The sequence below is a fragment of the Pandoraea oxalativorans genome (assembly GCF_000972785.3).
Lineage (GTDB): Bacteria > Pseudomonadota > Gammaproteobacteria > Burkholderiales > Burkholderiaceae > Pandoraea > Pandoraea oxalativorans.
This window is the reverse complement of sequence record NZ_CP011253.3, coordinates 878,566-902,641: the sequence shown is the minus strand read 5'-3', so window position 1 is coordinate 902,641 and position 24,076 is coordinate 878,566. Positions and strand designations below refer to the sequence as shown.

The following is a 24,076-nucleotide window of genomic DNA, read 5'->3' as shown; positions in this document are numbered from 1 at the left end:
GGAGACACCCCCATGCGCGAACTTCGTTTCTCCCAACGTCCCGGCGTGGCCGTGGGCGACTTCACCGGCGTGAGCCGTCGTGGCTTCCTGAAGACGTCTGCCATTGCAGCGGGCGGCCTGATGCTCGAAATGTCGCTGCCCGGCATGATGCGTACGGCCAGTGCGCAGGGTGCGGCCCCGGCAGCGGTGGTGCCGTCCGCCTTCGTGCACATCGCCCCGGACGACACCGTCACCATTCAGGTCAACCGCCTCGATTTCGGACAAGGCGTGCAAACGGCGCTGCCGATGCTCGTCGCAGAAGAACTCGATTGCGACTGGTCGAAGGTCCGTGGCGAGTTGGCCCCGGCCGCCGACGTCTACAAAGACCCGATGTTCGGCATCCAGATGACGGGCGGCTCCGGCTCCATTGCGCATTCGTGGATGCAGTACCGGCGCATCGGCGCGTCGGCGCGCGCCATGCTGATTGCGGCAGCGGCGCAGCAATGGAAAGTCCCGGCCGACCAGTTGCGCACCGAGAAGGGCGTCGTGCTCGGCCCGAATGGCAAGCGCGCCACCTACGGCAGCCTCGCCGCCACGGCGCAGGCCATGCCGGTACCGGCCAACGTTGCGCTCAAGGATCCGTCCGCCTTCCGTCTGCTCGGCAAGCCGACGGGGCGCCTGGACGCCAAAGCCAAGTCGACCGGCACGCCGATGTACGGCATGGACTTCAAGCTGCCGAACCTCAAAGTGGCCGTTGTGGCGCGTCCGCCGGTGTTCGGCGCCAAGGTGAAGACGTTCGACGCCAGGGCGGCAAAGGCCGTCAAGGGCGTGCGCGACGTCCTTGAAATTCCGGACGACCGTGGCGGCACCGCCGTTGCCGTCATCGCCGATGGCTACTGGCAGGCGAAGACTGGCCGAGATGCGCTCAAGGCCGAATGGGACACCAGTGGCGTCGAGCATGTCGACACCACGGCGCAGTTGGCCAAGTACAAGGAAATGGCGAAGACGCCGGGCACCGTCGCCATCGACGCCGACGTCTCCAAACTCAAGGGGGCGCCGAAAACGCTCGTGGCCGAGTACAGCTTTCCGTACCTCGCCCATGCCCCGATGGAACCCCTGAACTGCACCGTGCAGATGTCGGACAAGGGCGCGGAAGTGTGGACCGGTACGCAGTTCCAGACCGTCGATCAGGCAGCGATTGCACGCACGCTCGACCTCAAGCCTGAGCAGGTCAAACTGCATACGCTCATGGCGGGCGGGGGATTTGGCCGTCGCGCGGTGCCGACGTCCGATTACGGTGTCGAAGCGGCGCGGGTCGCGAAGGCGTGGCGTCGTGCGGGCCATCGCGAGCCGGTCAAGGTGATCTGGAGCCGGGAAGACGACATTCACGGCGGCTACTACCGTCCGATGTACGTGCATCGTGCCGAGATCGGTCTGGATGCCAAGGGCAATGTACTTGCGTGGAATCACGCCATCGTCGGCCAGTCGATTCTGGCGGGCACGCCGTTCGAGAAGATGATGGTGAAGAACGGCGTCGACGGCACGAGTGTCGAGGGCGTCTCCGGCACCCCATACGCCGTGCCGTTACGCCTGACGCTGCACAGCCCGAAGGTCAACGTGCCGGTGTTGTGGTGGCGTTCGGTGGGCAACACCCACACGGCGTTCGTGATGGAGACGTTGATCGACGAGTTGGCGAAGCATGCGGGCCAGGACCCGGTCGCGTATCGCTATGCGTTGTTGGGCGACAAGCATCCGCGCCACCGTGAGGCGTTGGCGTTGGCTGTGGAGCGTTCGGGTTACGGCAAGACCAAACTCCCCGCGGGGCAGGCATGGGGCGTAGCGGTGCATGAGTCGTTCGACTCTGTGGTGGCCTACGTCGTCGTTGCGGAGATGCACAACAATGCGCCGCGACTGGTCAGCGCCGTAGCCGGTGTTCACTGCAACTTCGCGGTGAACCCGTTGACGGTCGCGGCGCAGGTCGAGGGGGCGGCGTTGATGGGATTGGGCACGACGTTGCCGGGTGCGGCGATCACGATGAAGGATGGGGAGGTTGAGCAGAGCAACTTCCATCAGTACACCGTGGCGCGGTTGACGGACATGCCTGCGATCAGCGTGCATGTCGTGAGTTCGGGCGATGCGCCGACGGGGATGGGCGAGCCGGGGTTGCCGCCGTTGGCGCCGGCGTATGCGAACGCCGTCTTTGCATTGACGGGCAAGCGTCAGCGCGCGTTGCCGTTCGAGCTCACGAGCGCATAACAGGCGCTTAACAGGCGCGTAAGCAGGTGGGTCCTGGGAAAGCATGATGGTGAGCTGGACCGGGGCCCCTTTCTGAACCGAGTTGGGTCTATGTCTGAGGGGCGGAAAGGGGCTCCGGTCCGGCCCCCGGACTTCGTGAGAACCGGCGAAGGGGCACACGAAAGTACGAAGCTTTATCACCCGACGAGCAGATGCTTGAACGGCGCGAAGATACCTTGCCAGAACGATTCGGGCACACTCAGCATCAGGTAGGTGATGGTGATGTAGCGGAGTGTCTTGCCGATGGCGATGTAGACGAGGCATGAACGCCACGAGAGCCGGAGCCATCCGGCGAGCGTGCAGAGTGGATCGCCGACAATGGGCAACCAGGAGAGCAGAAGCAGGGGCGGTCCGAAGCGGCGCATCCAGCGCGTGTAGCGTGCGCTCATCGGCGGGTTGCCGTCTGGAGCAGACACTGCCTCGCTTTCCGAGCCTTTCCCGCCTGAAGTCCCGGCCGCAACCGTCAAACCGCCAGCAGCAGCCCGCGCATGCGCCCGTCGGCGCGCCTTGAGCCGCACGAACGCGCGACTCGCCGCGAACCCCATCCACCAGTCCAGCATGCCGCCGAGCGTATTGCCCACGCTCGCCACGACAATAGCGGCCCAGAACATGTGCGGATTGAGCGCCACGTAGCCGAACAGCGCGGGTTCCGAGCCCATCGGCAGCAGTGTGGCGGAGAGAAACGACACGACAAAAATGGCGGGCAGGCCCACGCCGGGCAACGCCAACACGCCCAGCAGCCAGGTGATGAACGACTCCATGCAGCTCCGCAGAAAGCAAAATCTGACCGAAAAACACTGCAACGCCCCCGTCCCCGACCGACCAGACGGTCAGTCAACGACACGGCGAATGCGTGCACACGCGTTTGGCAGAAACAAAAAGTCTGGCGCATAATGCATGCCCATGACCCGACCCTCGACGCCGCCCGTGGCCATTCTACTGGCAGGCGGACTCGGTACCCGCTTCGACGCGGCGGGGCGCCGGAACAAGCTGCTCGCGCCGCTGCCCGGAGATCCCCTGAACCGACCCGTTGCCCTCGCCAGCGCGCATGCGCTGCTGGCCGCATTGCCGCGCGTGATCGCGGTTGTGCGCCCGGACTCGGCCGAACTGGAGAACGTGCTGTTGCAGGCGGGTTGTGAAGTCGTCATGAGCCACGCCACCAAGCGCGGCATGGGCGCGACGCTCGCGGCGGGCATCAACGCCGCATCCGACGAAGATCCGCCGCCGGGCCTCGAACATCTCGACGGCTGGCTCGTCGCGCTGGCCGACATGCCCTACATCCACCCGAATACCCTGCGCGCGATCGCGAACGGCCTCACGTCGTCCGAAGCCATCGTCGCGCCGAGTTATCGGGGACAGCGCGGCCATCCCGTCGCGTTCGGTTCCGCCTATACCTCGCGTCTTGCCGCCCTCGATGGCGACATCGGCGCGCGCGACCTGTTGATTAGCGAGCACATTACGATCGTCGATGTCGACGACGCCGGAATCGTGCGCGACATCGACACCCCAGACGACCTACGCTAGGGCGCGCACTCCCCTTTCCTGTTTTCCCCGAAAGACCAAGCGCGACCGCCCCGGCGGAAGTGCTGGTCTATCATTGTCCTTTTGTTCCTTGATGTGCCTAACCTGAAGAAGCCCTAAATCATGTCTGACGCAGCTCCCGACTATCTGAAGAAGATCCTGACCGCCAAAGTCTACGACGTCGCTTTTGAGAGCGAACTCGAACCGGCTCGCACGCTTTCCATGCGGCTGCACAATCGAATTTATCTCAAGCGCGAAGACAACCAGACGGTGTTCTCCTTCAAGATTCGGGGCGCTTACAACAAGATGGCCAACCTCAGCGAGGCCGAGCGCGAGCGCGGCGTGCTGACCGCGTCCGCCGGGAACCACGCGCAGGGCGTTGCCTACTCGGCGGCGCGTCTGGGCTGCAAGGCCGTCATCGTCATGCCGGTCACCACGCCACAGGTCAAGATCGACGCCGTGAAAACCCACGGCGGGCGCGCCGTCGAAGTCGTGCTCGCGGGCGACTCCTATAGCGACGCCTATGCCCACGCCATGACGCTGCAAGCCGAGCGCGGCCTGACCTTCGTACCGCCATTCGACGACCCCGACGTCATCGCCGGTCAGGGCACCATCGGCATGGAAATTCTGCGTCAGCATCAGGGCCCGCTGCATGCCATCTTCGTGCCCATCGGCGGCGGCGGACTGGCGGCCGGTATCGCCGCCTACGTCAAAGCCGTGCGTCCGGAGATCAAAGTCATCGGCGTGCAGTCGGTCGACTCCGACGCCATGGCGCAATCCATCCACGCCGGTGAGCGCGTCCTGCTCAACGACGTCGGTCTGTTCGCCGACGGTACTGCCGTCAAATACGTCGGCGAAGAAACGTTCCGCCTGTGCAGCGAGCATCTCGACGAAGTCGTGCGTGTCGACACCGACCAGTTGTGCGCCGCCATCAAGGATGTCTTCCAGGACACCCGCAGCGTGCTGGAGCCGTCCGGCGCGCTGTCCGTGGCGGGCGCGAAGGTGTATGCCGAGCGCGAAAAGCTCAAGGGCGAAACGCTCGTCGCGATCACCTCCGGGGCCAACATGAACTTCGACCGCCTGCGCTTCGTCGCCGAGCGCGCCGAAGTCGGCGAAGCACGCGAAGCCGTGTTCGCCGTCACCATTCCGGAGGCACGCGGCAGCTTCAAGCGCTTCACCGAAGTGGTGGGCAGCCGCAATGTGACCGAGTTCAACTACCGAATTAGCGAAGCGTCCAGCGCCCACATCTTCGTGGGTATCCAGATGCACAACCGCGACGAAGGCGAGCGCATCAAGGCCGGTTTCGAGCGTCACGGCTTCCCGACGCTCGATCTCTCGAACGACGAACTCTCGAAGCAGCACATCCGTTACATGGTGGGCGGTCGCTCGGCACTGGCCAGTCACGAAGTGCTGTACCGCTTCGAGTTTCCGGAGCGGCCGGGCGCGCTGATGAAGTTCCTCTCGGCCATGAGCCCGAACTGGAACATCAGCCTGTTCCATTACCGGAATCAGGGCGCGGACTACAGCAATATCCTCGTGGGCATCCAGGTCCCGAACGACGAGAAGGCTGCGTTCCGCGACTTCCTCGCAACGCTCGGCTATCCTTACTGGGACGAAAGCGATAACCCCGTGTACAAGCTGTTCCTTGGGTAAGTCGCAACGCTCTCAACGCACTCAGTCATCACGACAGGAAATCGCCGCCGCCATGCCCATCACGCTCGAGAACAAACTCGTTGTCGCGATCTCGTCGCGCGCGCTGTTCGACTTCGAAGAAGAGAACCGCGTGTTCGATGCGGGCGTGGCGAGCGGCGACGATCAGTCGTACATGCAGTATCAGCTCGACCGCCTCGACACGCCCGCGCCGGCGGGTGTCGCCTTCCCGCTCGTGCAGAAGCTGCTCGCGTTCAATCAGGGCGGGGATACCAGTGGCGTCAGCGGTGCGAATGGCGCCAATGGCGCCAGCGGTGCCGGTGACACGAAAGACGGACATCGCGTGGAAGTCGTGGTGCTCTCACGCAACGATCCCGTGAGCGGCATGCGCGTGTTCCGCTCGGCGCGACAGCTCGATCTCAAGATCGAGCGCGGCGTCTTCACGCGCGGACGTGACCCATTCGGCTACCTCAACGCACTGGGGGCACATCTGTTCCTGTCGGCGAACGAGCGCGATGTGCGCGGCGCGCTTGCCGCCGGTTTCCCGGCCGCACGCGTGTATCCGGACTCTGCGAAAAAAGCCGAATTGCATCCCGACGAAATCCGCATCGCTTTCGACGGCGATGCGGTGCTCTTCTCCGACGAGGCGGAGCAGGTCTTCCAGCGCAACGGCCTCGACGCCTTCCAGCAGCACGAAATCGAGCGCGCCGCCACGCCGTTGCCCCCCGGCCCGTTCAAGCCGCTGTTGCTCGCGCTGCACCGATTGCAAACCCTCGCAGGCCATGAAGTGCCGGTCAAAATCCGCACCGCGCTTGTCACCGCGCGCTCGGCCCCGGCGCACGAGCGGGCCATTCGCACGCTGATGGACTGGAAAATCGACATCGACGAGGCGATGTTCCTGGGCGGGCTGGACAAAGGCGCATTCCTGCGCGAGTTCGAGCCCGATTTCTTCTTCGACGATCAGACACGCCACTGCGAATCGGCGGCCCGCGTCTCCCCGACCGGTCACGTCATCAGTGGCATCGCCAATCATGACCACGCCTGAACAATCCTCGCTCGGCAAGGAAGTTGCCTACACCGAGCAATACGACCCGTCCCAACTCTTTCCGATCGCCCGCGCACCCGCACGTGCGGAAATCGGCGTACCCGACGTTCTGCCGTTCTTCGGCGCGGACATCTGGAACGGCTACGAACTCTCGTGGCTCAACGAAAAGGGCAAGCCGCAAATCGCGCTACTGACCGCCATGGTGCCGGCCGATTCGCCGTTCATCATCGAGTCGAAATCGTTCAAGCTGTATCTCGGCTCGTTCGCGCAGACGAAGCTGGCAAATGTCGACGCCGCGCGTGCCCTGATTCAGCAAGACCTGTCGGAAGCCGCAGGCGCGCCGGTCCAGGTGCGACTCGTCGAGCCGAGCGGCTTTGCCAAGCTCGAACTCGACGAACTCGACGGCTTGCTCGTCGACCGGCTCGACATCGACACCGACATCTACGTGCCGGATGCGTCGCTGCTCACCGCCGCGTTCGACGAAGCCCCCGTGGACGAAACGCTCGTGTCCAACCTGCTCAAATCGAACTGCCCGGTCACCGGCCAGCCCGACTGGGGCAGCTTGCAGATCCGCTACGTCGGCCCGCCGATCAATCAGGAAGGCTTGCTCAAGTACGTGATTTCGTACCGGCGTCATACCGGTTTTCACGAGCAATGCGTGGAAGGGATCTTCATGGACATCATGCGTCAGTGCAAGCCGACCCAGCTGGCGGTCTACGCCCGCTACACGCGACGCGGTGGCCTCGACATCAACCCGTTCCGTACCAACTTCACGTTGCCGATGCCCGACAACGCACGTACGGCACGTCAGTAAGCGATCATCGCGCTGTCGACAGCCCCTGCGTCAGCCGAGATAGCCCAGCGTCGCCAGCAGTTTCAGTGCGGCGTTTCCGACGTTGGCGTATTTCGGCTCACCGGCGCAACGCATCAGCGTCTGCCGCATCGCCTGGCATGCGCCGTCGAGCTGCCGTAGCTCGATCAGACACTCCCCCACGCGATACATCGGCCCGGGGGCGTCCTGATCCAGCAGCGCCGCCGCCATGAACAGCGGCAACGCCGCCTCGGGTTCGCCCTGACGCTGCATCGATAGCGCAAGCGCCACCGCGTAGTCCGCCTCAAGCGGACACGCGGACAGAAGCGGTGCAAAGCACTCGATGGCGTGCGCAAAGTCACCGCGCTCAAACGCGCCGTAGCCACAGCGATAGACGGCGTCGCACTGTGCGGTGTCCCAGGTGCCGGGCCGTGGCAGATCCATCGCCTCGCGTTGCGCTTCGGCGTCGCGCACCGCCGCCAGCGCCGCTTCGATCTTTCCGGCCATGGACGTCGAGGACGGTGCACGTCCCGCATACCCCAACGGATCGTCAGACATAGTCACGTGACTCGACCTCCCTCGATGAATTGAATTGCACGTGCGTGGTGAGCGTCGTCATCTCCCGCCCCGCCTCGCGCTGCTTCCTCAGGCATTGGCAGACCTGCGCCAGGCCGTATGTCACGGCGAGTGTCGACAACGCTGCCATGCCACTGCCGACGCCCACGGCGATCCACGAGTCCTGCCGCGAGGCCTCCGATTCGTCGTCCGCGACGCTCGCGGCAAGGCAGTAGTACGCGCCGGTCGATAACCCCAGCAGCCCCAGCACCGTGATCGCCACGCCGGTCAGTCCACCCGACAGACCGCCCCGTCCCAACCGGCTCATGGTCTGGGAGCGCAAACGGATATCGTCCGGCGTCATGGGGAATTCGATGGTGATGCGAGGGTCGTCGGGGGACTCGATGGCGGCCCGGTACGTAGACGAGGCCGGTGCACTCGCCCCGCTCCCGCCAATGGCTCCTGAATTCACGATGACCTCCTGTCAGGTTAGGAGGCTGAAGATTGCGCGCTTTCCTGGCGACCGACCATCGAAGGCAAACCGCAGACTTTGCGAAACGGTGACGTCCGTATCGGTCAACCCGAAAGCACAAGGCCGAAAAAAAGCCGACGATGATCGTCGGCTTTCTCCCTGCACGGGCAGTTCGTCAGCGATGACTTACGCAGTCGGCTTCTTGTACGCCACGCAGTCCACTTCCACCTTGCAGTCGATGACCATGCTCGACACGACACAGGCGCGTGCGGGCGGATGATCCCCGAAGTACTCCTTGAACACCTTGTTGAACGACGCGAAGTCGCGCGGATCGTCCAGCCACACGCCGATACGCATGACGTGCTCGGTGCCGTAACCGGCCTCGGTCAGAATCGCGATCATGTTCTGAATCGCCTGATGCGACTGGGCGACGATGCCCCCGTCGATCACTTCGCCGTCTTTCATCGGGGTCTGTCCCGAGACGAACAGGAAGCCGTCGGCCTCGGTCGCGCGTGCAAAGGGCATGCGCTGGCCACCGGTGCCTTGCCCGCCTTCCACGCCATATCGTTTGATGCTCATCATCGCTCCTTTCAACGAATCGTTTTCAACTACACCGGCGCTTGCAACGGTTCACAGCACCGGCTGCGGCGTGCCACGACGCACAAAGCGTCCGGCGCGCGCGTTCTGCGTCGGTGCGCGGTCCTGCCACGAGAGCACCCCGTTGACCCACACCGCCGAAATGCCATACGCGGGTTGCATCGGATCGGTAAACGTCGCGGCGTCAGCCACGGTCGCCGGATCGAACAACACCAGATCGGCCCAATATCCTTCGCGCACAAATCCGCGCTCGCTCAGACCGAAACGCTCGGCGGAGAGCCCCGTCATCTTGTGGACGGCTTCCGCCAACGGGAACAATGCCTGCTCGCGGCTGTAGCGCCCCAGCACGCGCGGGAACGCGCCCCACAGACGCGGGTGCGGCAACGGGTCGTTGGGCAACCCGTCGGAGCCGACCACCGTCGCAGGGTGACGCAGAATACGGCGCACATCATCTTCTTCCATGCAGTGATACACCGCGCCGGCCGGTTGCAGACGCTTCGCCGCCTCCATCAGATCGACGCCCCAGTCGGCGGCAATCGTCGCGAGCAGCTTGCCGCCCTGATCGGGATGCGCCTGCGACCACGTGACGAGAATGTCGAAGTCGTCGGTGACTTGCTTGAGATCGAGCGTCGACGAACTCGCCGTGTATGGATAGCAGTCGCAGCCCACCGGCTGATAGCGCTGCGCCTTGTCGAGTGCTTCGAGGATTTCGGTGCTGCGTCCCCAGTTGTCGACGCCCGCACACTTCAGGTGCGAGACGACCACCGGCACGCGTGCGTGACGTCCGATGCGGAAGGCTTCGTCGAGTGCGTCGAGAATCTCGGCGAACTCGGTACGCAAGTGCGTAGCGTAAAGACCGCCCGCTTCAGCCAGCGGTTCGGCCAGCGCGAGGACTTCCTCGGTCGGCGCAGCATTCGCGTTCGCGTAAGCCAGTCCCGTCGACAAGCCCAGCGCGCCGCCCGCCAGCGCTTCGCGAAGTTGCGCGCGCATGCCTTCGATTTCGGCTTGCGTCGCAGGCCGGTCGAGACGGTCCATATGGTTGTTGCGCAGGGCCGTGTGACCGATCAGCGCCGCCACGTTGATCGACGGTTGCGCCTTCTCCAGCGCGTCGACATAGGCCGCGAAGGTCGGGTACCGGAACGCGCTCGCCTCGCCCAGCAAGTTCATCGGATCGGGCGGATCGCCCTTGAGGGTGACCGGCGACGCGCTAATGCCGCAGTTGCCGACGACGACGGTCGTCACACCTTGCGACAGCTTCGGCGTCATTTCCGGCGCACGCACGACGTTGGTGTCGTCGTGCGTATGCACGTCGATGAAGCCGGGGCTCAGTACGTTGCCGTTGCCCGCGACGACTTGCGTCGCTTGCCAGCCCGGGCGCTCGCCCGCTGGCGTAATTGCATAGATGCGGCCACCGCGCAGCGCCACGTCGAAGCGCTCGTCCGTCATGGGCGCGCCGGAGCCGTCGGCCAGACGGACGTCGGTGATCAGCGTATCGACCGTGCGATCGGCCAGATTTTCGGTGCGGTCAGTCATGGTCAGTCTCCCAGAGGCTGGCGATCCCCGCCGCCCCGATGTGTGTCGAGCACATATTTGATTCGTCGCAACAGCGCCTGACTCTGCGGCTTGGCGAGCAACGCCAGTTCCGTGGCCAGCACGTCCATGGCAAGCAGCATCGCGTAACGCGACGACGACGGTTTGAAAATGAAATCGGTTTCCAGCGCGCGGATCGGCAACACCTCGTCGGCGAGCGCGGACAGCGGCGACCCCGTTGCAGTAACGGCCACGACCTGTGCCCCGTATTCGCGCGCAATTTCGCAGGCGGACAGCAGTTCCGGCGTGTGACCGCTCACCGAGAAGGCGAGTACGACGTCGTCGCGTCCGAGCGTACCGGCGACCATGCGGGCCAGCACGGCGTCCTGATAGCTCGCGACCGGACGGCCCAGACGCACAAGGCGGTAGCGCGCCTCGTCGGCCAGCAGCGACGACCCGCCGCCCATCCCGAACGCATACACCATGCGCGCCGAGAGCAGCCGCGCGGCGGCACGTCGCACCGTGTCGGGCTTGATGAGTCCGCGATGCACCTGCAACGTCGTCTGAATATCGTCGGCAATCCGGTCGATGGTCTCGCCGCCGTCTTGCCCATTAGCCGCGCTCGCGCCGAGAAAGCGCTGGCCGACGACCGCCGCCTGCGCCAGTCGCAGCTTGAGGTCGCGTACATCGCGGCAGCCCATCGCTTTGGCGAATCGGGTCACGCTTGCCTCGCTCACGCCAGCGCGCTCGGCCAGTACGTTGATCGACGCCGCTGCGGCGCCCGCCACGTCTTCCAGCACGACCTGCGCGACTTTGCGTTCTGCCTGACTCAGGGCGTCGCTGCGTTCGGCAACGCGGGTCACGATATCGAAGGTTTCGGCCATATATCCGGTCTGTGCAGCGCCCCGAAGGTCGGACGCCCAATATTTGTTACTTTATAACAAAACTGTCAAACGCTGGTAATTAAACGCTATTATAGGAGCCATCCGGCGGCCAAAGGCGCACAGACATGAGGAGAGATGGGAATGAGTGATACAAACTATCAGCACGGCATGATCGATACCCTCAACAAGGGTCTGGGTGCGTTGGACGCGCCGCTCGCGCCCGCCAACGCGACCGGTCTGGGCTGGAATTTGCTGAACGAAGACCTGAGCCTGCCGACGGCGGTGCTCTACGAGGACAAGATCCGTCACAACCTCGCGTGGATGCAGCGTTTCGTGCACGAATACGGCGTGAAGCTCGCCCCGCACGGCAAGACGACAATGGCCCCGAAGCTGTTCCGTCGCCAATTGGACGGCGGCGCATGGGGCATCACGCTCGCCACGGCGCATCAAACCTACGTGGCCTATCACCACGGCGTGCGCCGTGTGCTCATGGCGAATCAGCTCGTCGGCAAACGCAACATGACGATGATTGCCGACCTGTTGAAAGACGCCGACTTCGAATTCTTCTGTCTGGTGGACTCGGCGGCTGCGGTGGCGCATCTGGGCGAATTCTTCCGCGCGCGCGGCCAGACGATTCAGGTATTGATCGAACTCGGCGTGACGGGCGGCCGCACGGGCGTGCGCGACGCCGCGCAGCAGCAGACCGTGCTCGATGCGCTCGCGCAGTATCACGACGCCGTCAAACTCGCGGGTGTGGAAGTGTACGAAGGCGTGCTGAGCACAGAAGCCGACATTCGCGCCTTCCTGCAACGCGCGGTGGGCATCACGCGCGAGCTGGTCGCAGCGGGTCGGGTCGAGCGTAACCCTGCCGTGCTCTCGGGCGCGGGTTCTGCATGGTACGACGTGGTCGCTGACGAATTCGCGCACAAGGACGTGGGCGCGCCGCTGGATGTGGTGCTACGTCCCGGCTGCTATCTCACGCACGACGTGGGTATCTACAAGGCGGCGCAGGCACAGATCGCGACGCGCAACCCCATCGCGAAGCAGATGCGCTCGCAATTGCAACCGGCGTTGCAACTGTGGGCGTACGTGCAATCGATTCCCGAACCCGAGCGCGCCATCATCGCGCTGGGCAAGCGCGACGCCGCGTTCGACGCGGGCATGCCCGAACCGGCACAGCAGTTCCGTCCGGGCGAAAGCAAGTCGCCGAAGGCAACCCCGGAGCATTGGGAAGTCACCGGCATGATGGACCAGCACGCCTATTTGCGCATTGCACCGGGCGACGACATCCGCGTGGGCGACATGATTGCGTTCGACATCTCGCACCCTTGCCTGACGTTCGACAAGTGGCGTCACCTGCCGGTCGTCGACGGCGACTACAACGTCGTCGAGATCGTGCAGACGTTCTTCTGAGCGTCGTCACACCGTTCGTCCCGAACACAGCAAAGAAAAGCCGCTTCAATTCGAAGCGGCTTTTTTGTGGCCGACGTCCGACTGGGCGAGCGACCTATGACGCGTTTTTGGAAGCTCGCTTTCGCGCGGGCGTCGTGTCCGTAGCATTGGGTGCGGTAGTGGCTCGCCGCCGCGCTTCGCCTCCCGTGCCGGGCTTGGGCTGCATGTCACCGGAAGCGCCCGACTTCGCCCTGGAGGCCACCGACTTGAACTGTGCCTCCAGATGCAAGAGCGCGCTCTCCAGCGTGGCGATCTCATCCGGCGTCATGCCTGCCAGCGTGTCGTCGAAGAAGGCCTGACGACGCGGCGTCGCCTCGTCGTGCACGGCCATGCCCGCCTCCGTCAGCGTGACATTCGTCAGACGGTTGTCGTCGGGGTCGGTCGCGCGCGACAGCCAGCCGAGCGCCTCCATCGACTGGAGCTGACGAGTGAGCGACGCCGGATCCAGTCGGCAATGTTCGGCAAGAAACTTCTGCGAGCAGGTGCCGCGTTCGGCCAGCGCGAGAATGATGCGCCAGCGCGGCAGCGGATGTCCGACCTGCGCGTCGAAGGCGAGCATCATCGCGCGGTAGGTCAGACTCAATTGTTGAATGACGTTACGTTTCAAAGCGGTCGGCATCGCGTCACTCCCCTGCGGGCGGCTGCGTCTTTACGCCGCGCGTCAGACGAATGAGCGGCACGCGCCGCACGAACCACAACCCGGCAAGCGCGGCCGCGAGCGACACCATCTGGCCGCTATGAATGGCGGCGACGAGCGACGTGCGCGCCGACTCGATAAACAGCGCGCCGTTCTGGCCCATGTGCGCGAGCGTCATCAGGAAGTCGCTTTGCGCCGTGACGTTCACGAGGATCTGCGGATCGGATAGTTGCGACGTGAAACGCGTACCTTCGTTGGCCGCCAGCGCATCGGCAACGCGTGACGTATAACTGTGATTCACGAGCGTACCGACGATGGCCGTGCCAAGCATCCCGCCGATCATGCGCAGCGATTGCATCAGTGCGGTCGCGATCCCGAGGTGCGCACGTCCTGCGACTTCCTGTGCGAAGACAGTCAGGTTCGGCATCACAAAGCCGAGACCGAGCCCCGCAAGGAACATGTACGCGGCGATCAGCAGATGCGAAGTGCCGCGATGCGTCGTGATGATGCCTGCGCAGGCCAGCGCGAGCAGCAGGAAGCCGCCATACAACATCACGTTCGGATTTCGCAGACGGGTAATCAGACGCCCGTTCACGATGCTGCCCACGGTGATGCACACGACCAGCGGCGTGATGAGCAAACCGGTTTCGCGCGGCGAAAGGCCGAAGCCGCCTTGCAGCAACAGCGGCGCGTAGAACAGCAGCCCGAACATCGAGAATCCGGCGAAGACGGACAGCACGAACAGCGGCGCGAGCGATTTGTCGCGGAACATCTCGAACGGCACGATCGGATGCGAGGTGCGCTGCTCCCATCGATAGAGCGCGAACGACGAGACGACCAGCACAACGGCCAGCGTCACCACACCGCGCGAAAGACCATCCGCAGGCAACCATTCGACGAGCATCTGCAAGCTGCCGAGCGCTGCGGTGATGAGCACTGCGCCGAGCCAGTCGATGCTGGCTTTGCTGTGTTCTTCGGCGCGCATTTGCGGCAAGTGGCGTCCGATGAACCAGATGCCGAGCAAACCGACGGGCAAATTGACGTAGAAGACCGAGCGCCAGCCGTAGGCTTCGGTGAGGAATCCCCCGAGCGACGGCCCGATGGCATTCGCGATGCCGAAGGCGGAGCTGAGCATGACCTGCCAGCGCAGACGCACGTGAGGATCGGGGAACAGTTCCGGCACGCAGGCGAACGCGGTCCCGACGAGCATGCCGCCGCCGACGCCCTGCAGGGCGCGGGCGAAGACGAGGAATGGCATGCTGTTCGCCGCACCGCAAAGGACAGACGCTGCCGTAAAGACGATGATCGCCGCCATGACGAAGCGCTTGCGGCCGTAGAAATCGCCGAGGCGTCCGAAGATGGGGACGGTGATGACTGAGGTGAGGAGATACGACGTCGCGACCCACGCGTAATACTCGAACCCCTTGAGTTCCGCGACGATGGTCGGCAGCGCAGTCCCGACCACTGTCTGGTCGAGTGCCACCATCATCGTGCAGAAACAAAGGCCGAGCATCGCCACGAGCGACTGCCGGAAGGGCAACACCTGCCCCGCCGAGTGCGGGGTGCTAGGACTGGGAGCCATTTTTTGGACGGATCAATGTTTGATCAGTCAATGATTCTAGCACGGTTGCTGCGTAGGGGATTTGGGTAAGGGAGGGATTTAGGCAGCGCTCACACCCCGCCGTGGTCGGCAATATTTCGATACTGGCCTTTGAAGTACAGCAACGGCTGATTCGCTGTCGAGCCCTGCGCGTCTAACGCCTTCACTTCACCGATCACAATCACGTGATCGCCTGCGGCGTATTCCCCGTAGATCTCGCAATCCAGCCAGTGCAGACTTCCCGGAATGATGGGATTGCCCAGCGGCGAAGTCTGCCAGTCGACGCCGCGCCATTTGTCCGTGCCTCGTCGGGCGAACTGGTTGGAAATTTCCGCTTGCGCTTCCGACAGGATGTTGACGGCAAAGCGTCCCGCCTGACGGATCCTGGGATAGCTGTCCGACGTGGCCATGACGCTGAACGACACCAGCGGCGGATTCGTCGACACGCTATAGAACGACTGACAGGTGAAACCTAGCGGCTCGTCGTCGATGTGCGACGTGATGATCGTGATACCGGAGGCGTAGTGCCCGAGCGCTTCGCGAAAGCGCAGTGGCTCGATGGCCGGACTCGGAAGTGACATAGCGGGGGACAAATACCGGGGGGCAATTCAACTGGCGCAAGCCACCCCGCTCGCCATGCAAACCGATCCGTTCAGATAGGTAGCACGCGTGCGGGCCGACTTGCGCCTGGCGACTCGGAACTTAGTTCGACAGTTCGCGACGCACGATTTCCGCACCGGCGCTCAGTGCCGCCAGCTTGCCGCGTGCCACCGCACGGGACAGCGGTGCCATGCCGCAGTTGGTGCACGGAAAGAGCTTGTCGGCATCGACAAACTTCAATGCCTTGCGCAGCGTGCCAGCCACTTCTTCCGGCGTTTCGATCGTGTCGGATGCCACGTCAATGGCCCCGACCATCACCTTCTTGCCGCGAATGAGTTCGATCAGATCGATGGGCACATGCGAGTTGTGGCATTCCAGCGAGATCATGTCGATGCTCGATTTCTGCAGCTTCGGGAAGGCTTCTTCATACTGACGCCACTCCGTGCCCAGCGACTTCTTCCAGTCCGTATTGGCCTTGATGCCATAGCCGTAGCAAATGTGAACGGCGGTTTCGCACTTGAGCCCTTCGATGGCGCGCTCCAGCGTCGCCACGCCCCATTCGTTGACTTCGTCGAAGAAGACGTTGAATGCCGGTTCGTCGAACTGAATGATGTCGACGCCTGCCGCTTCCAATTCCTTCGCTTCCTCATTGAGAATCTTGGCGAATTCCCACGCCAGCTTTTCGCGGCTCTTGTAGTGATCGTCGTACAGCGTGTCGATCATCGTCATTGGGCCGGGTAGCGCCCACTTGATCGGTTGCTGGGTCTGCGCGCGCAAGAACTTCGCGTCTTCGACGAACACCGGCTTCTGGCGGGCGACAGCGCCCACGACCGTCGGCACACTCGCGTCGTAGCGGTCGCGAATTCGTACGGTCTGACGGTTGTTGAAGTCGACGCCGCTCAGGTGTTCGATAAACGTCGTCACGAAATGCTGACGCGTTTGCTCGCCATCGCTGACGATATCGATACCCGCGTGTTGCTGCTCTTGCAGAGACAGACGCAGCGCATCTTGCTTGCCCTGAACCAATTCTTCGCCTTCCAGTTTCCAGGGCGACCAGAGTTTCTCGGGTTCTGCGAGCCAGGACGGTTTGGGCAAACTACCAGCAGTCGAAGTCGGCAACAATTTTTTCACGATGAATGACCTTGCGTTTAAGTGAGTCAATGAGCGTAGTTAGCGGACCACTGATCAAGCGTGGCGCGGTAGGGTTTGACGAAGTGCTCCTCGACAAACTTTCCCTGCTCGATAGCCAGACGGCTACGTTCTTCCCGATCGTAGACAATGCGAGTCAGCGAGTAATCCTGATGCTTCAGACTCGGCCGATAGGATTCCCCTGCGGCGGAATTCGCGTTGTAAATCTCAGGGCGATAGATCTTCTGGAACGTGTCCATCGTGCTGATGGTGCTGATCAGTTCGAGATCCGTGTAGTCGCCCGGCAAATCGCCGGAGAAATAGAAAGCCAACGGTGCGACGCTATTGCGGGGCATGAAATAGCGAACCTTCAAGCCCATCTTCGCGAAGTATTCGTCGGTCAGCGAATACTCGTCCTGCAAGTATTCGACGCCCAGCACAGGGTGCACATTGGCCGTTCTACGGTAGGTGCGCGTGCTCGATACGCTCAGACAAATGACAGGCTGCTTGTTGAAGTTGGCTTTGTAAGCGTCCGAATTCACGAACGACTTGAACAGCTTGCCATGCAGATCGCCGAAATTCTCCGGCGTGCCGAATGTCGGCTGGTCCTTGTTGTACGCCAGCAAGAGCACGCTGAAGTCGTAATCGCGCACATAGGAGGAGAAGTTATTCCCCACCATGCCGTCGATATGCACGTTGTTCTTCTTATCGAAAATTCGGGTGTTCAATATTTCGATCAGCGGAAGCGCGCTGCCGTTGCTTTCACCGCCAATGCGCATTTCGACGGAAACGATGTCGAGCTTGACGGTGTAACGATCGCCCTTCGGATTGTCCCAATGCGCCAGCGCATTGAAACGGTTGTCGATCATCTGGAGAGTATTGCGCAGGTTTTCCTGGCGGCTGCTGCCACGGGCCAGATTGGCGAAGTTGGTCGTGATGCGCGTATTGTCCGACGGGCGATAGTCCTCGTCGAAACTCATGCGCTTGATGGCGAATGTGAAATCTTGACTCATGATGATCTGACGCTCTGATTCTGAAATTGAAACTTACTTGCCCTGTTCTGCGGTGTCGTCACCGTGGAACATCACGCCGCGCTCCGGTTCGTGCTCCATGCCTTTGGCACGTTCGAACCAGTGATCGCGGTCGTAATCGGCGTCGACGAACGGAATCCCGAACTTCTCGGCAAAACGGATGTTCTCGTTCTTGCGAAGCTCGTATTCCTTGAGCGGATGAATGTTTGGGTTGTAGAAGAAGATCGTGAAGTCGATGCCGGAAGCCTGAATGGCTTCCATCACTTCACCGGAGCACGGCGCGCAGCATGAGTGCAGCAGCACCTTCTTGTGCCCGCCGGGTAATGCCAATGGCTTGCGTTCGGTTGCGGACACCACGAGAAGCTCCATGAATAACGCCCGCGTACATCGGACTAAGAGCTTCGGATTATGGTGTTCGCCTTACATTATGAAAATCGATAAATTCTCATATTTCCATGAAGACGGTTCATGTGAAAGGCGACTGCGCAGTATCAGATCTCGGCGGGCCGCTTCGCCTGCTCGATAAAGGCGCGCAGATAGTCGGTTCCCAAATCGGCCTCGCGAGCGCCCAGATAGATGTGCTTGGCGATACCGTTCTTGCCCAGTTGGACGGGCACCACGTCCATCTTGTGCGCGTACTCAAGCACCAGCCAGCGAGGTAGCGCCGCCACGCCACGACCGCTCGCGACCATCTGCATCATGATGTCGGTGGTTTCGATGGGTTTATGGCGCTTCGGCGTAATGCCCGCCGGTGTGAGGAACATGTTGTAGATGTCCAGACGGTCGATCGGCACCGGATAAGCCACCAGCACCTCATGAGTCAGTTGCCTGGGCTTGATGTACGCCTCATTGGCCAGCTTGTGGTTGCTGGCAACGACGAGAACCTGTTCGTAATCGAACACCGGCTCGAAGACAAGGCCGGGCTTGTCCAGCGGATCGGGCGTGACCAGCAGATCGATCTCGTAACCGAACAGCGCGCCGATGCCACCGAACTGAAATTTCTGTTTGACGTCGACATCGACGTCCGGCCATGCGGCCAGATAGGGCGACACGACTTTGAGCAGCCACTGATAGCAAGGGTGGCATTCCATGCCGATGCGCAGCGCGCCCCGCTCTCCCTGCGCGAACTGCTGCAAGCGTTCTTCGGCCAGATCCAGTTGCGGCAGCACCCGGTTGGCCACCGCCAGTAGATATTGACCGGCTTGCGTCAGACGCAGACTCCGGCCTTCGCGCAACCAGATGTTGGTGCCCAGTTGCTGCTCGAGCTTCTTCATGCTGTGACTCAACGCCGACTGCGTCACGTGCAGCACACCTGCGGCGGCGGTCAGCGACCCCTGCTTTTCCACCTCCTGAACGATGGACAAATGGATACGGTCAAGCATGATGGATGAGCGAAATTCATATTTCGTTGCGATGCCGGGATTCTACGTCATCGAATCCCGCGCTTGCCATGCAGCCTGCCATAGTCATCAAGCCGGATGAAGCGCCCCTGTCGCGATGACCGGGCCGGTCGGCTGCCCGGTCGGAGATCCGCCTGGCGGCTCAAGGGAGACCGCGAGAACGGCAGCGGCGCCGCGCAACGCGGCGGCCGTCGTACGAGACAGCGGGATCGTCACCGTTTGCGCGGGATCGAAAACACCGAGCGGGACGGGCTTGGCGTCGCCCTGTACCAGCCACAGCTCGGTCACCTTGTTCTCGGCAATCGTTGGCCGAGTGGCAGGGACGATGAGCAGTCGATCTTGCTGCGACGCGAGGGTCGCAGTCCAGTGAGCAACGCCATCCTGCCGTGCGATGGTCGCCACGCGATAGCTGAGCGAGACGGATGGCGTCGACGTGCCCCCCGGCAAGGCGAACTTGAGCGCCACGGCGAGCAACACCAGCGCTGCAACGCTCGCGCCGATGCCCAGCCATCGCCACAGAGGCAGAGAGTCCCAAAGCCCAACCGGCGTTGCACGGGGCATCGCGCGGGTCGCAGCACTCGGTTGCGTCGGCCGGATCGCCTGCTCGACACGCCGCCACACCCGATCCGGCGGTGCTTCCTGCAGCAAGTCTTCGACGAGCGGTGAAAGACGGTCCTGCCAGAACGCGAGTCGCGCCTGCACTTGCGGATTCGCCAGTGCCTCCTGCTCCAGCGTGCGACGTTCGTCCGCCTCCATCACACCAAGCACGTACTCGGCGCAACGCAGGTCGTCGTCGGAATGCGCGGGCGTGTTCATGGCTCAAGACACCCCTTGAGCTGCATCAGGCTGCGACGTATCCAGCTCTTCACGGTGCCCAGCGGGACGGCAAGACGCTCCGCAAGCTCGCTGTATGCCAGCCCGCTGAAAAATGCCTCGCATACGGCATTGCGTTGTTGTGGCGGGAGAAGCTGCAGACACTGCTCCAGTCGACGCCGCGCTTCGCTGGCCTCCGCCATGCCCAGCGGTGAGGGGGTGTCGGCGGGAATATTGAGGGCGTGGTCCTCGTCTAGCGACGCTTCGCGAGACTGTCGCAGGCGGTCGATCACACGGTTGCGAGCCAAAGTAATCAGCCAGGTCATCGCCGTGCCACGCGTGGCATCGAAGGCAGAAGCGCGCCGCCACACGCTGACATAGACGTCCTGAAGCAGGTCTTCGGCTTCCGCCCGGTCCGGCACCATGCGCAGAATCACGCCGAAGATCCGTGCGGACGTCTTTCGATAGAGTGCCGCGAACGCTTCACGATCCTCGTTCGCAACAGCGCTCAGCATGGCGCTGAGTTCCTCACGCGCAATGGCCGTGCGATCCTCGCCCGCAGGCGGGCGTGCAGACGCTGTGGGTGACCAGTCTTCGCTTTCCCCGAACTCGTTCATGCGTGCAAGGCAGTCGCGAAAATCGCGATGGTGAGGTTCTGCGGAATATAGCACCTTCGCCTCCTGCCAGGAGATGCCGAGACAATCAAGCCGTTCGGGACGTTCGTTCTGTCCGCAAGGAATGGCTTTCCTACCGACAGATACGAGCAGCAAGCGCAGACGGATGCATGCCGGTCGCTTTTCGCCAGATTTTTGCTCGCGACAGCCCTCGCTCGGGTCCTCGCAATAAACCATGTCGTCTCTTTGCATCCGATGGCGACATCGACTCGTATTTGTGGTTGCTTCCACTTCGTGAAGCGCCATAGACGGTGTGCACACCACCATTGCATCGCACCCCGCGCCCCCAGAGGGCGATTTGTCGCGCCAACGCGGCATGGCTTAGCGAAAAGTAGTTCCGCACGGGCTCTCGCAGTACAATCCCCCCACTTCGCACACCCCTCCGTTGGCCGGTTCGGTGACGCCGAGCCGGGCACGCCATTCCCCCGGGACTTCCACAAGACGTCTGATGTCCTTACGCCGGGGATAAGTGCAACCTCGTCAGGCGCGCAAACGCCTGACGACCCGGGCCGGGGGGACGCTTATTCGCACTTGAGGAACACCACTTTGGCTTCATCGGAACACGACCCGTCCTGCGCTGGCGGTGAGCCGGGCGCATCGGCCCCCTCGGCACCGTCGGCACCGTCCGAATTGCGCCGCTCCCTGTCTGCGCGCCACCTGACGATGATCGCGGTCGGCGGGTCCATCGGCACCGGCCTGTTTGTCGCCTCGGGCGCGACCATTGCGCAGGCTGGCCCCGGCGGGGCGCTGCTCGGTTACGTGCTGATCGGCCTCATGGTCTACTTCCTGATGACGAGTCTGGGCGAACTGGCCGCCGCCATGCCCGTGTCCGGCTCGTTCTCGACCTACGGCGCGCGCTACGTCGACGAAGGCTTCGGCTTCGCGCTGGGCTGGAACTACTGGTACAACTGGGCCGTCACTGTCGCGGTGGACCTCGTGGCCGCGCAACTCGTCATGGCGTACTGGTTCCCCGACGTTCCCGGGGTCTACTGGAGCGCCCTCTTCCTTGCAATTACCTTCGGGCTGAATGCCTTATCGGCACGCGGTTTCGGCGAAGCCGAATTCTGGTTCGCGCTTATCAAGGTGATTGCCGTGCTGGCCTTCGTGGCGATGGGCGTGATGATGCTGCTGGGCATCATTCGCGGCGGCGAAACCGGCGGCGTGGCCAACTGGACGGTGGGCGACGCCCCTTTCGCTGGCGGCTTTGCGGCGCTCATCGGTGTGGCGATGGTCGTGGGCTTCTCGTTCCAGGGCACCGAACTGATCGGCATCGCAGCGGGCGAGTCCAAGGATCCTGCGCGCAATCTGCCGCGTGCCGTGCGTCAGGTCTTCTGGCGCATTCTGCTGTTCTATGTGGCGGCGATCCTCGTGATCGGCCTGCTGATTCCGTACACCGACCCGCATTTGCTGCGCAATGACGTGACGGATATCAGCGTCAGCCCGTTTGCACTGATCTTCGAGCGTGCGGGACTGCTCGGCGCAGCGTCGGTCATGAATGCCGTGGTGCTGACCTCGGTGCTCTCGGCGGGCAACTCGGGGATGTACGCCGCAACACGCATGCTGTACAGCCTCGCGCGCGACGGCAAAGCGCCGAAGATCTTCGGCAACATCTCGCGCAACGGAGTGCCGATGTCGGCGCTGCTGGCAACGGCCACCGTCGCCGCCCTGTGTTTCTTCACCTTCGTGTTCAGCCCCAACGCCGTCTACATCTGGCTGCTCAACACCTCGGGCATGACGGGCTTCATCGCGTGGCTGGGGATCGCCATCAGCCATTACCGCTTCCGTCGCGGCTACGTTCGGCAGGGCCACGATCTGGCCAATCTGCCTTACGTCTCGCCGTTCTTCCCGTTCGGTCCGATCTTCGCCTTCGTGCTGTGCCTGATCATCACGCTGGGCCAGAACTACGAGGCATTCCTTCAGGACAAGATCGATTGGGGCGGCGTGGTCGCAACGTACATCGGCATTCCGCTGTTCCTGTTGATCTGGGCGGGCTACCGGCTCGTGCGCGGGTCGCATTTCGTCAAGTATCGCGACATGCATTTCCCTCACGGACGAATGCGCGTGCGCACAAATTCGACGGATGGGGAATCGGTTGCGGAGACGGACTGAAAGACTGACGCTTCAGACGTAATTTCAGACGCACATTCGGACCTTCTGCAAGGGCGAAACGATTGATCTCCAGCCCGCCCTCGCAGTGACTCTCTACTTCACAAATTACTTCAACACGCTGTCCAGCGCCTTGCCGAACCGGTTCACGGCCGCATCGACATCGTTGAGCTTGTCGAGGCCGAACAAGCCGATACGGAACGTCTTGAAGTCTTCCGGCTCGTCGCAGCGCAGCGGTACACCGGCGGCGGTCTGCACACCCACCTCGGCAAACTTCTTGCCCGAGCGGATGCCATCGTCGTCGGTGTAGCAGACGACGACGCCCGGGGCTTCGAACCCTTGCGCCGCCACACTCGTGAAGCCCTTTTCCGCCAGCAGCGCACGAATGCGTCGACCGAGTTCGATCTGTTCGTTACGCACCTTCTCGAGACCGTCGGCCTCGGTTTCCTTGATGACGTCGCGCAGCACGGCGAGACTGTCGGTCGGCATGGTGGCGTGATAGGCGAAGCCGCCCTTCTCGTAGGCTTCCATGATCTGGAGCCACTGGCGAAGATCGCACGCGAAGCTGGTGCTCGTGGTGCTGTCGATGCGCTCACGCGCGAGTGCGCCGAGCATCACCAGCGCACAGCATGGCGATGCGCTCCAGCCCTTCTGCGGGGCACTGATCAGCACGTCCACGCCGCACGCCTGCATATCGACCCACACCGTCCCCGACGCAATGCAATCGAGCACGAACATGCCGCCCACGGCATGCACCGCGTCGGCCACGGCGCGAAGATACGCGTCGGGCAGCATCATGCCCGACGCCGTCTCGACGTGCGGCGCAAACACAAGATCCGGCTTCTCAGCCTTGATGGCGGCGACCACTTCGTCGATGGGCGCGGGCGCATACGGCGCTTGCCGCCCCGCCTGAATGGGGCGGGCCTTGAGCACCAGCGTCTGCGACGGAATCTTGCCCATGTCGAAAATCTGCGACCAGCGGAAGCTGAACCAGCCGTTGCGAATGATCAGACACTTCTTGTTCGTCGCGAACTGGCGCGCGACGGCTTCCATGCCAAACGTGCCACTGCCCGGCACGACCACGACCGACGTCGCGTTATAGACCTTCTTCAGGCCGTCGGAAATGTCGCGCATCACGCCCTGAAAGCGCTGCGACATATGGTTGACGGAACGGTCGGTGTAGACGACCGAGTATTCGAGCAAGCCGTCGCGATCGACGTCGGGGAGTAAACCTGGCATGTCTGCCTCCGATAATAGTTATGTGAATCGGTATGGAACAGATTCTAACGAAATCCC

Annotated in this window: 22 protein-coding genes and 1 pseudogene; 7 read left to right on the top strand and 16 right to left on the bottom strand. The window is 62.8% G+C overall.

The annotated features are described in order from the left end of the window. Window positions 1-12 precede the first annotated feature (12 nt). Window positions 13-2,235 carry a xanthine dehydrogenase family protein molybdopterin-binding subunit gene (locus MB84_RS04115; RefSeq protein ID WP_046290860.1) on the top strand — a complete coding sequence of 741 codons (2,223 nt, stop codon included), beginning with the start codon at window positions 13-15 and terminating at the stop codon, window positions 2,233-2,235. A 176-nt stretch (window positions 2,236-2,411) separates the two neighbouring features. On the opposite strand, the gene MB84_RS04110 is transcribed toward MB84_RS04115, so the two are convergent. Next, window positions 2,412-3,035 carry a YqaA family protein gene (locus MB84_RS04110; protein ID WP_046290859.1) on the bottom strand — a complete coding sequence of 208 codons (624 nt, stop codon included), beginning with the start codon at window positions 3,033-3,035 and terminating at the stop codon, window positions 2,412-2,414. A gap of 142 nt (window positions 3,036-3,177) precedes the next feature. Between MB84_RS04110 and MB84_RS04105 the strand changes: the two genes are divergently transcribed. The 4 genes from MB84_RS04105 (at window position 3,178) to queF (ending at window position 7,304) form a co-directional block, all read left to right on the top strand. Further along, window positions 3,178-3,798, top strand: a complete 621-nt coding sequence (locus MB84_RS04105; protein WP_046293393.1) for a nucleotidyltransferase family protein — start codon at window positions 3,178-3,180, stop codon at window positions 3,796-3,798. A 120-nt stretch (window positions 3,799-3,918) separates the two neighbouring features. Further along, the gene (ilvA, locus tag MB84_RS04100; RefSeq protein WP_046290858.1) at window positions 3,919-5,448 is read left to right on the top strand and encodes a threonine ammonia-lyase, biosynthetic; all 1,530 of its coding nucleotides are present in this window, start codon (window positions 3,919-3,921) and stop codon (window positions 5,446-5,448) included. A gap of 52 nt (window positions 5,449-5,500) precedes the next feature. After that, window positions 5,501-6,490, top strand: coding sequence for a 5'-nucleotidase (locus tag MB84_RS04095; RefSeq protein WP_046290857.1), 990 nt, complete (start codon window positions 5,501-5,503; stop codon window positions 6,488-6,490). Beyond that, the gene (gene queF / locus MB84_RS04090) at window positions 6,477-7,304 is read left to right on the top strand and encodes an NADPH-dependent 7-cyano-7-deazaguanine reductase QueF (RefSeq protein WP_046290856.1); all 828 of its coding nucleotides are present in this window, start codon (window positions 6,477-6,479) and stop codon (window positions 7,302-7,304) included. Before MB84_RS04095 ends, queF begins: the two co-directional genes overlap by 14 nt. A gap of 30 nt (window positions 7,305-7,334) precedes the next feature. Here queF and MB84_RS04085 read toward each other — a convergent pair whose 3' ends face one another. The 5 genes from MB84_RS04085 to MB84_RS04065 form a co-directional block, all read right to left on the bottom strand. After that, the gene (locus tag MB84_RS04085; RefSeq protein WP_052652932.1) at window positions 7,335-7,859 is read right to left on the bottom strand and encodes a hypothetical protein; all 525 of its coding nucleotides are present in this window, start codon (window positions 7,857-7,859) and stop codon (window positions 7,335-7,337) included. Next, window positions 7,852-8,328: a hypothetical protein gene (locus MB84_RS04080; protein ID WP_157122629.1), complete on the bottom strand. Its 477-nt coding sequence runs from the start codon at window positions 8,326-8,328 to the stop codon at window positions 7,852-7,854. Before MB84_RS04080 ends, MB84_RS04085 begins: the two co-directional genes overlap by 8 nt. 186 nt (window positions 8,329-8,514) lie before the next feature. Continuing rightward, window positions 8,515-8,901, bottom strand: a complete 387-nt coding sequence (locus MB84_RS04075) for a RidA family protein (RefSeq protein WP_039402338.1) — start codon at window positions 8,899-8,901, stop codon at window positions 8,515-8,517. Window positions 8,902-8,958: 57 nt separating this feature from the next. After that, a complete protein-coding gene (locus tag MB84_RS04070; protein ID WP_046290854.1) occupies window positions 8,959-10,458 on the bottom strand; it encodes an N-acyl-D-amino-acid deacylase family protein in 1,500 nt (499 codons plus the stop codon). Between the two features lie 2 nt (window positions 10,459-10,460). Next, window positions 10,461-11,339, bottom strand: coding sequence for a MurR/RpiR family transcriptional regulator (locus MB84_RS04065; protein ID WP_046290853.1), 879 nt, complete (start codon window positions 11,337-11,339; stop codon window positions 10,461-10,463). A 141-nt stretch (window positions 11,340-11,480) separates the two neighbouring features. Between MB84_RS04065 and MB84_RS04060 the strand changes: the two genes are divergently transcribed. Beyond that, on the top strand, window positions 11,481-12,752 hold the full coding sequence (locus tag MB84_RS04060; RefSeq protein ID WP_046290852.1) for an amino acid deaminase: 1,272 nt from the start codon (window positions 11,481-11,483) through the stop codon (window positions 12,750-12,752). A 94-nt stretch (window positions 12,753-12,846) separates the two neighbouring features. Here the strand turns inward: MB84_RS04060 and MB84_RS04055 are convergent, their stop codons facing one another. From MB84_RS04055 to MB84_RS04015, 9 genes and pseudogenes are all read right to left on the bottom strand, one after another. Then, window positions 12,847-13,410, bottom strand: a complete 564-nt coding sequence (locus MB84_RS04055; protein ID WP_065225750.1) for a MarR family winged helix-turn-helix transcriptional regulator — start codon at window positions 13,408-13,410, stop codon at window positions 12,847-12,849. Between the two features lie 4 nt (window positions 13,411-13,414). Beyond that, on the bottom strand, window positions 13,415-15,010 hold the full coding sequence (locus MB84_RS04050; protein ID WP_046290851.1) for an MDR family MFS transporter: 1,596 nt from the start codon (window positions 15,008-15,010) through the stop codon (window positions 13,415-13,417). Window positions 15,011-15,099: 89 nt separating this feature from the next. Further along, the gene (locus MB84_RS04045; protein WP_046290850.1) at window positions 15,100-15,609 is read right to left on the bottom strand and encodes a flavin reductase family protein; all 510 of its coding nucleotides are present in this window, start codon (window positions 15,607-15,609) and stop codon (window positions 15,100-15,102) included. Between the two features lie 121 nt (window positions 15,610-15,730). Beyond that, the gene (locus MB84_RS04040) at window positions 15,731-16,759 is read right to left on the bottom strand and encodes a methionine synthase (RefSeq protein ID WP_211279342.1); all 1,029 of its coding nucleotides are present in this window, start codon (window positions 16,757-16,759) and stop codon (window positions 15,731-15,733) included. 26 nt (window positions 16,760-16,785) lie between these two features. Continuing rightward, the gene (locus MB84_RS04035; protein ID WP_046290849.1) at window positions 16,786-17,769 is read right to left on the bottom strand and encodes a DUF1852 domain-containing protein; all 984 of its coding nucleotides are present in this window, start codon (window positions 17,767-17,769) and stop codon (window positions 16,786-16,788) included. A gap of 72 nt (window positions 17,770-17,841) precedes the next feature. Further along, window positions 17,842-18,156 (bottom strand): annotated as a pseudogene (locus MB84_RS04030) (epoxyqueuosine reductase QueH); the annotation flags it as partial. A 122-nt stretch (window positions 18,157-18,278) separates the two neighbouring features. Then, the gene (locus tag MB84_RS04025) at window positions 18,279-19,169 is read right to left on the bottom strand and encodes a LysR family transcriptional regulator (protein ID WP_046290848.1); all 891 of its coding nucleotides are present in this window, start codon (window positions 19,167-19,169) and stop codon (window positions 18,279-18,281) included. A gap of 87 nt (window positions 19,170-19,256) precedes the next feature. After that, window positions 19,257-20,003: an anti-sigma factor gene (locus MB84_RS04020; protein WP_046290847.1), complete on the bottom strand. Its 747-nt coding sequence runs from the start codon at window positions 20,001-20,003 to the stop codon at window positions 19,257-19,259. Beyond that, window positions 20,000-20,617 (bottom strand): sigma-70 family RNA polymerase sigma factor, encoded by a 618-nt coding sequence (locus MB84_RS04015; protein WP_046290846.1) that lies wholly within the window; start codon window positions 20,615-20,617, stop codon window positions 20,000-20,002. Before MB84_RS04015 ends, MB84_RS04020 begins: the two co-directional genes overlap by 4 nt. 687 nt (window positions 20,618-21,304) lie before the next feature. Here MB84_RS04015 and MB84_RS04010 point away from each other — a divergent pair. Then, window positions 21,305-22,783, top strand: coding sequence for an amino acid permease (locus tag MB84_RS04010; RefSeq protein WP_065225749.1), 1,479 nt, complete (start codon window positions 21,305-21,307; stop codon window positions 22,781-22,783). A 105-nt stretch (window positions 22,784-22,888) separates the two neighbouring features. Here the strand turns inward: MB84_RS04010 and MB84_RS04005 are convergent, their stop codons facing one another. Continuing rightward, window positions 22,889-24,019, bottom strand: coding sequence for an aminotransferase class V-fold PLP-dependent enzyme (locus MB84_RS04005; RefSeq protein WP_046290844.1), 1,131 nt, complete (start codon window positions 24,017-24,019; stop codon window positions 22,889-22,891). Window positions 24,020-24,076 lie beyond the last annotated feature (57 nt).

Coding starts and splice junctions, on each gene's coding strand:
- MB84_RS04115 (WP_046290860.1), top strand. CDS start 13: ATGCGCGAACTTCGTTTCTCCCAACGTCCCGGCGTGGCCGTGGGCGAC.
- MB84_RS04110 (WP_046290859.1), bottom strand. CDS start 3,035: ATGGAGTCGTTCATCACCTGGCTGCTGGGCGTGTTGGCGTTGCCCGGC.
- MB84_RS04105 (WP_046293393.1), top strand. CDS start 3,178: ATGACCCGACCCTCGACGCCGCCCGTGGCCATTCTACTGGCAGGCGGA.
- ilvA (WP_046290858.1), top strand. CDS start 3,919: ATGTCTGACGCAGCTCCCGACTATCTGAAGAAGATCCTGACCGCCAAA.
- MB84_RS04095 (WP_046290857.1), top strand. CDS start 5,501: ATGCCCATCACGCTCGAGAACAAACTCGTTGTCGCGATCTCGTCGCGC.
- queF (WP_046290856.1), top strand. CDS start 6,477: ATGACCACGCCTGAACAATCCTCGCTCGGCAAGGAAGTTGCCTACACC.
- MB84_RS04085 (WP_052652932.1), bottom strand. CDS start 7,859: ATGTCTGACGATCCGTTGGGGTATGCGGGACGTGCACCGTCCTCGACG.
- MB84_RS04070 (WP_046290854.1), bottom strand. CDS start 10,458: ATGACTGACCGCACCGAAAATCTGGCCGATCGCACGGTCGATACGCTG.
- MB84_RS04065 (WP_046290853.1), bottom strand. CDS start 11,339: ATGGCCGAAACCTTCGATATCGTGACCCGCGTTGCCGAACGCAGCGAC.
- MB84_RS04060 (WP_046290852.1), top strand. CDS start 11,481: ATGAGTGATACAAACTATCAGCACGGCATGATCGATACCCTCAACAAG.
- MB84_RS04055 (WP_065225750.1), bottom strand. CDS start 13,410: ATGCCGACCGCTTTGAAACGTAACGTCATTCAACAATTGAGTCTGACC.
- MB84_RS04050 (WP_046290851.1), bottom strand. CDS start 15,010: ATGGCTCCCAGTCCTAGCACCCCGCACTCGGCGGGGCAGGTGTTGCCC.
- MB84_RS04045 (WP_046290850.1), bottom strand. CDS start 15,609: ATGTCACTTCCGAGTCCGGCCATCGAGCCACTGCGCTTTCGCGAAGCG.
- MB84_RS04035 (WP_046290849.1), bottom strand. CDS start 17,769: ATGAGTCAAGATTTCACATTCGCCATCAAGCGCATGAGTTTCGACGAG.
- MB84_RS04025 (WP_046290848.1), bottom strand. CDS start 19,169: ATGCTTGACCGTATCCATTTGTCCATCGTTCAGGAGGTGGAAAAGCAG.
- MB84_RS04020 (WP_046290847.1), bottom strand. CDS start 20,003: ATGAACACGCCCGCGCATTCCGACGACGACCTGCGTTGCGCCGAGTAC.
- MB84_RS04015 (WP_046290846.1), bottom strand. CDS start 20,617: ATGAACGAGTTCGGGGAAAGCGAAGACTGGTCACCCACAGCGTCTGCA.
- MB84_RS04005 (WP_046290844.1), bottom strand. CDS start 24,019: ATGCCAGGTTTACTCCCCGACGTCGATCGCGACGGCTTGCTCGAATAC.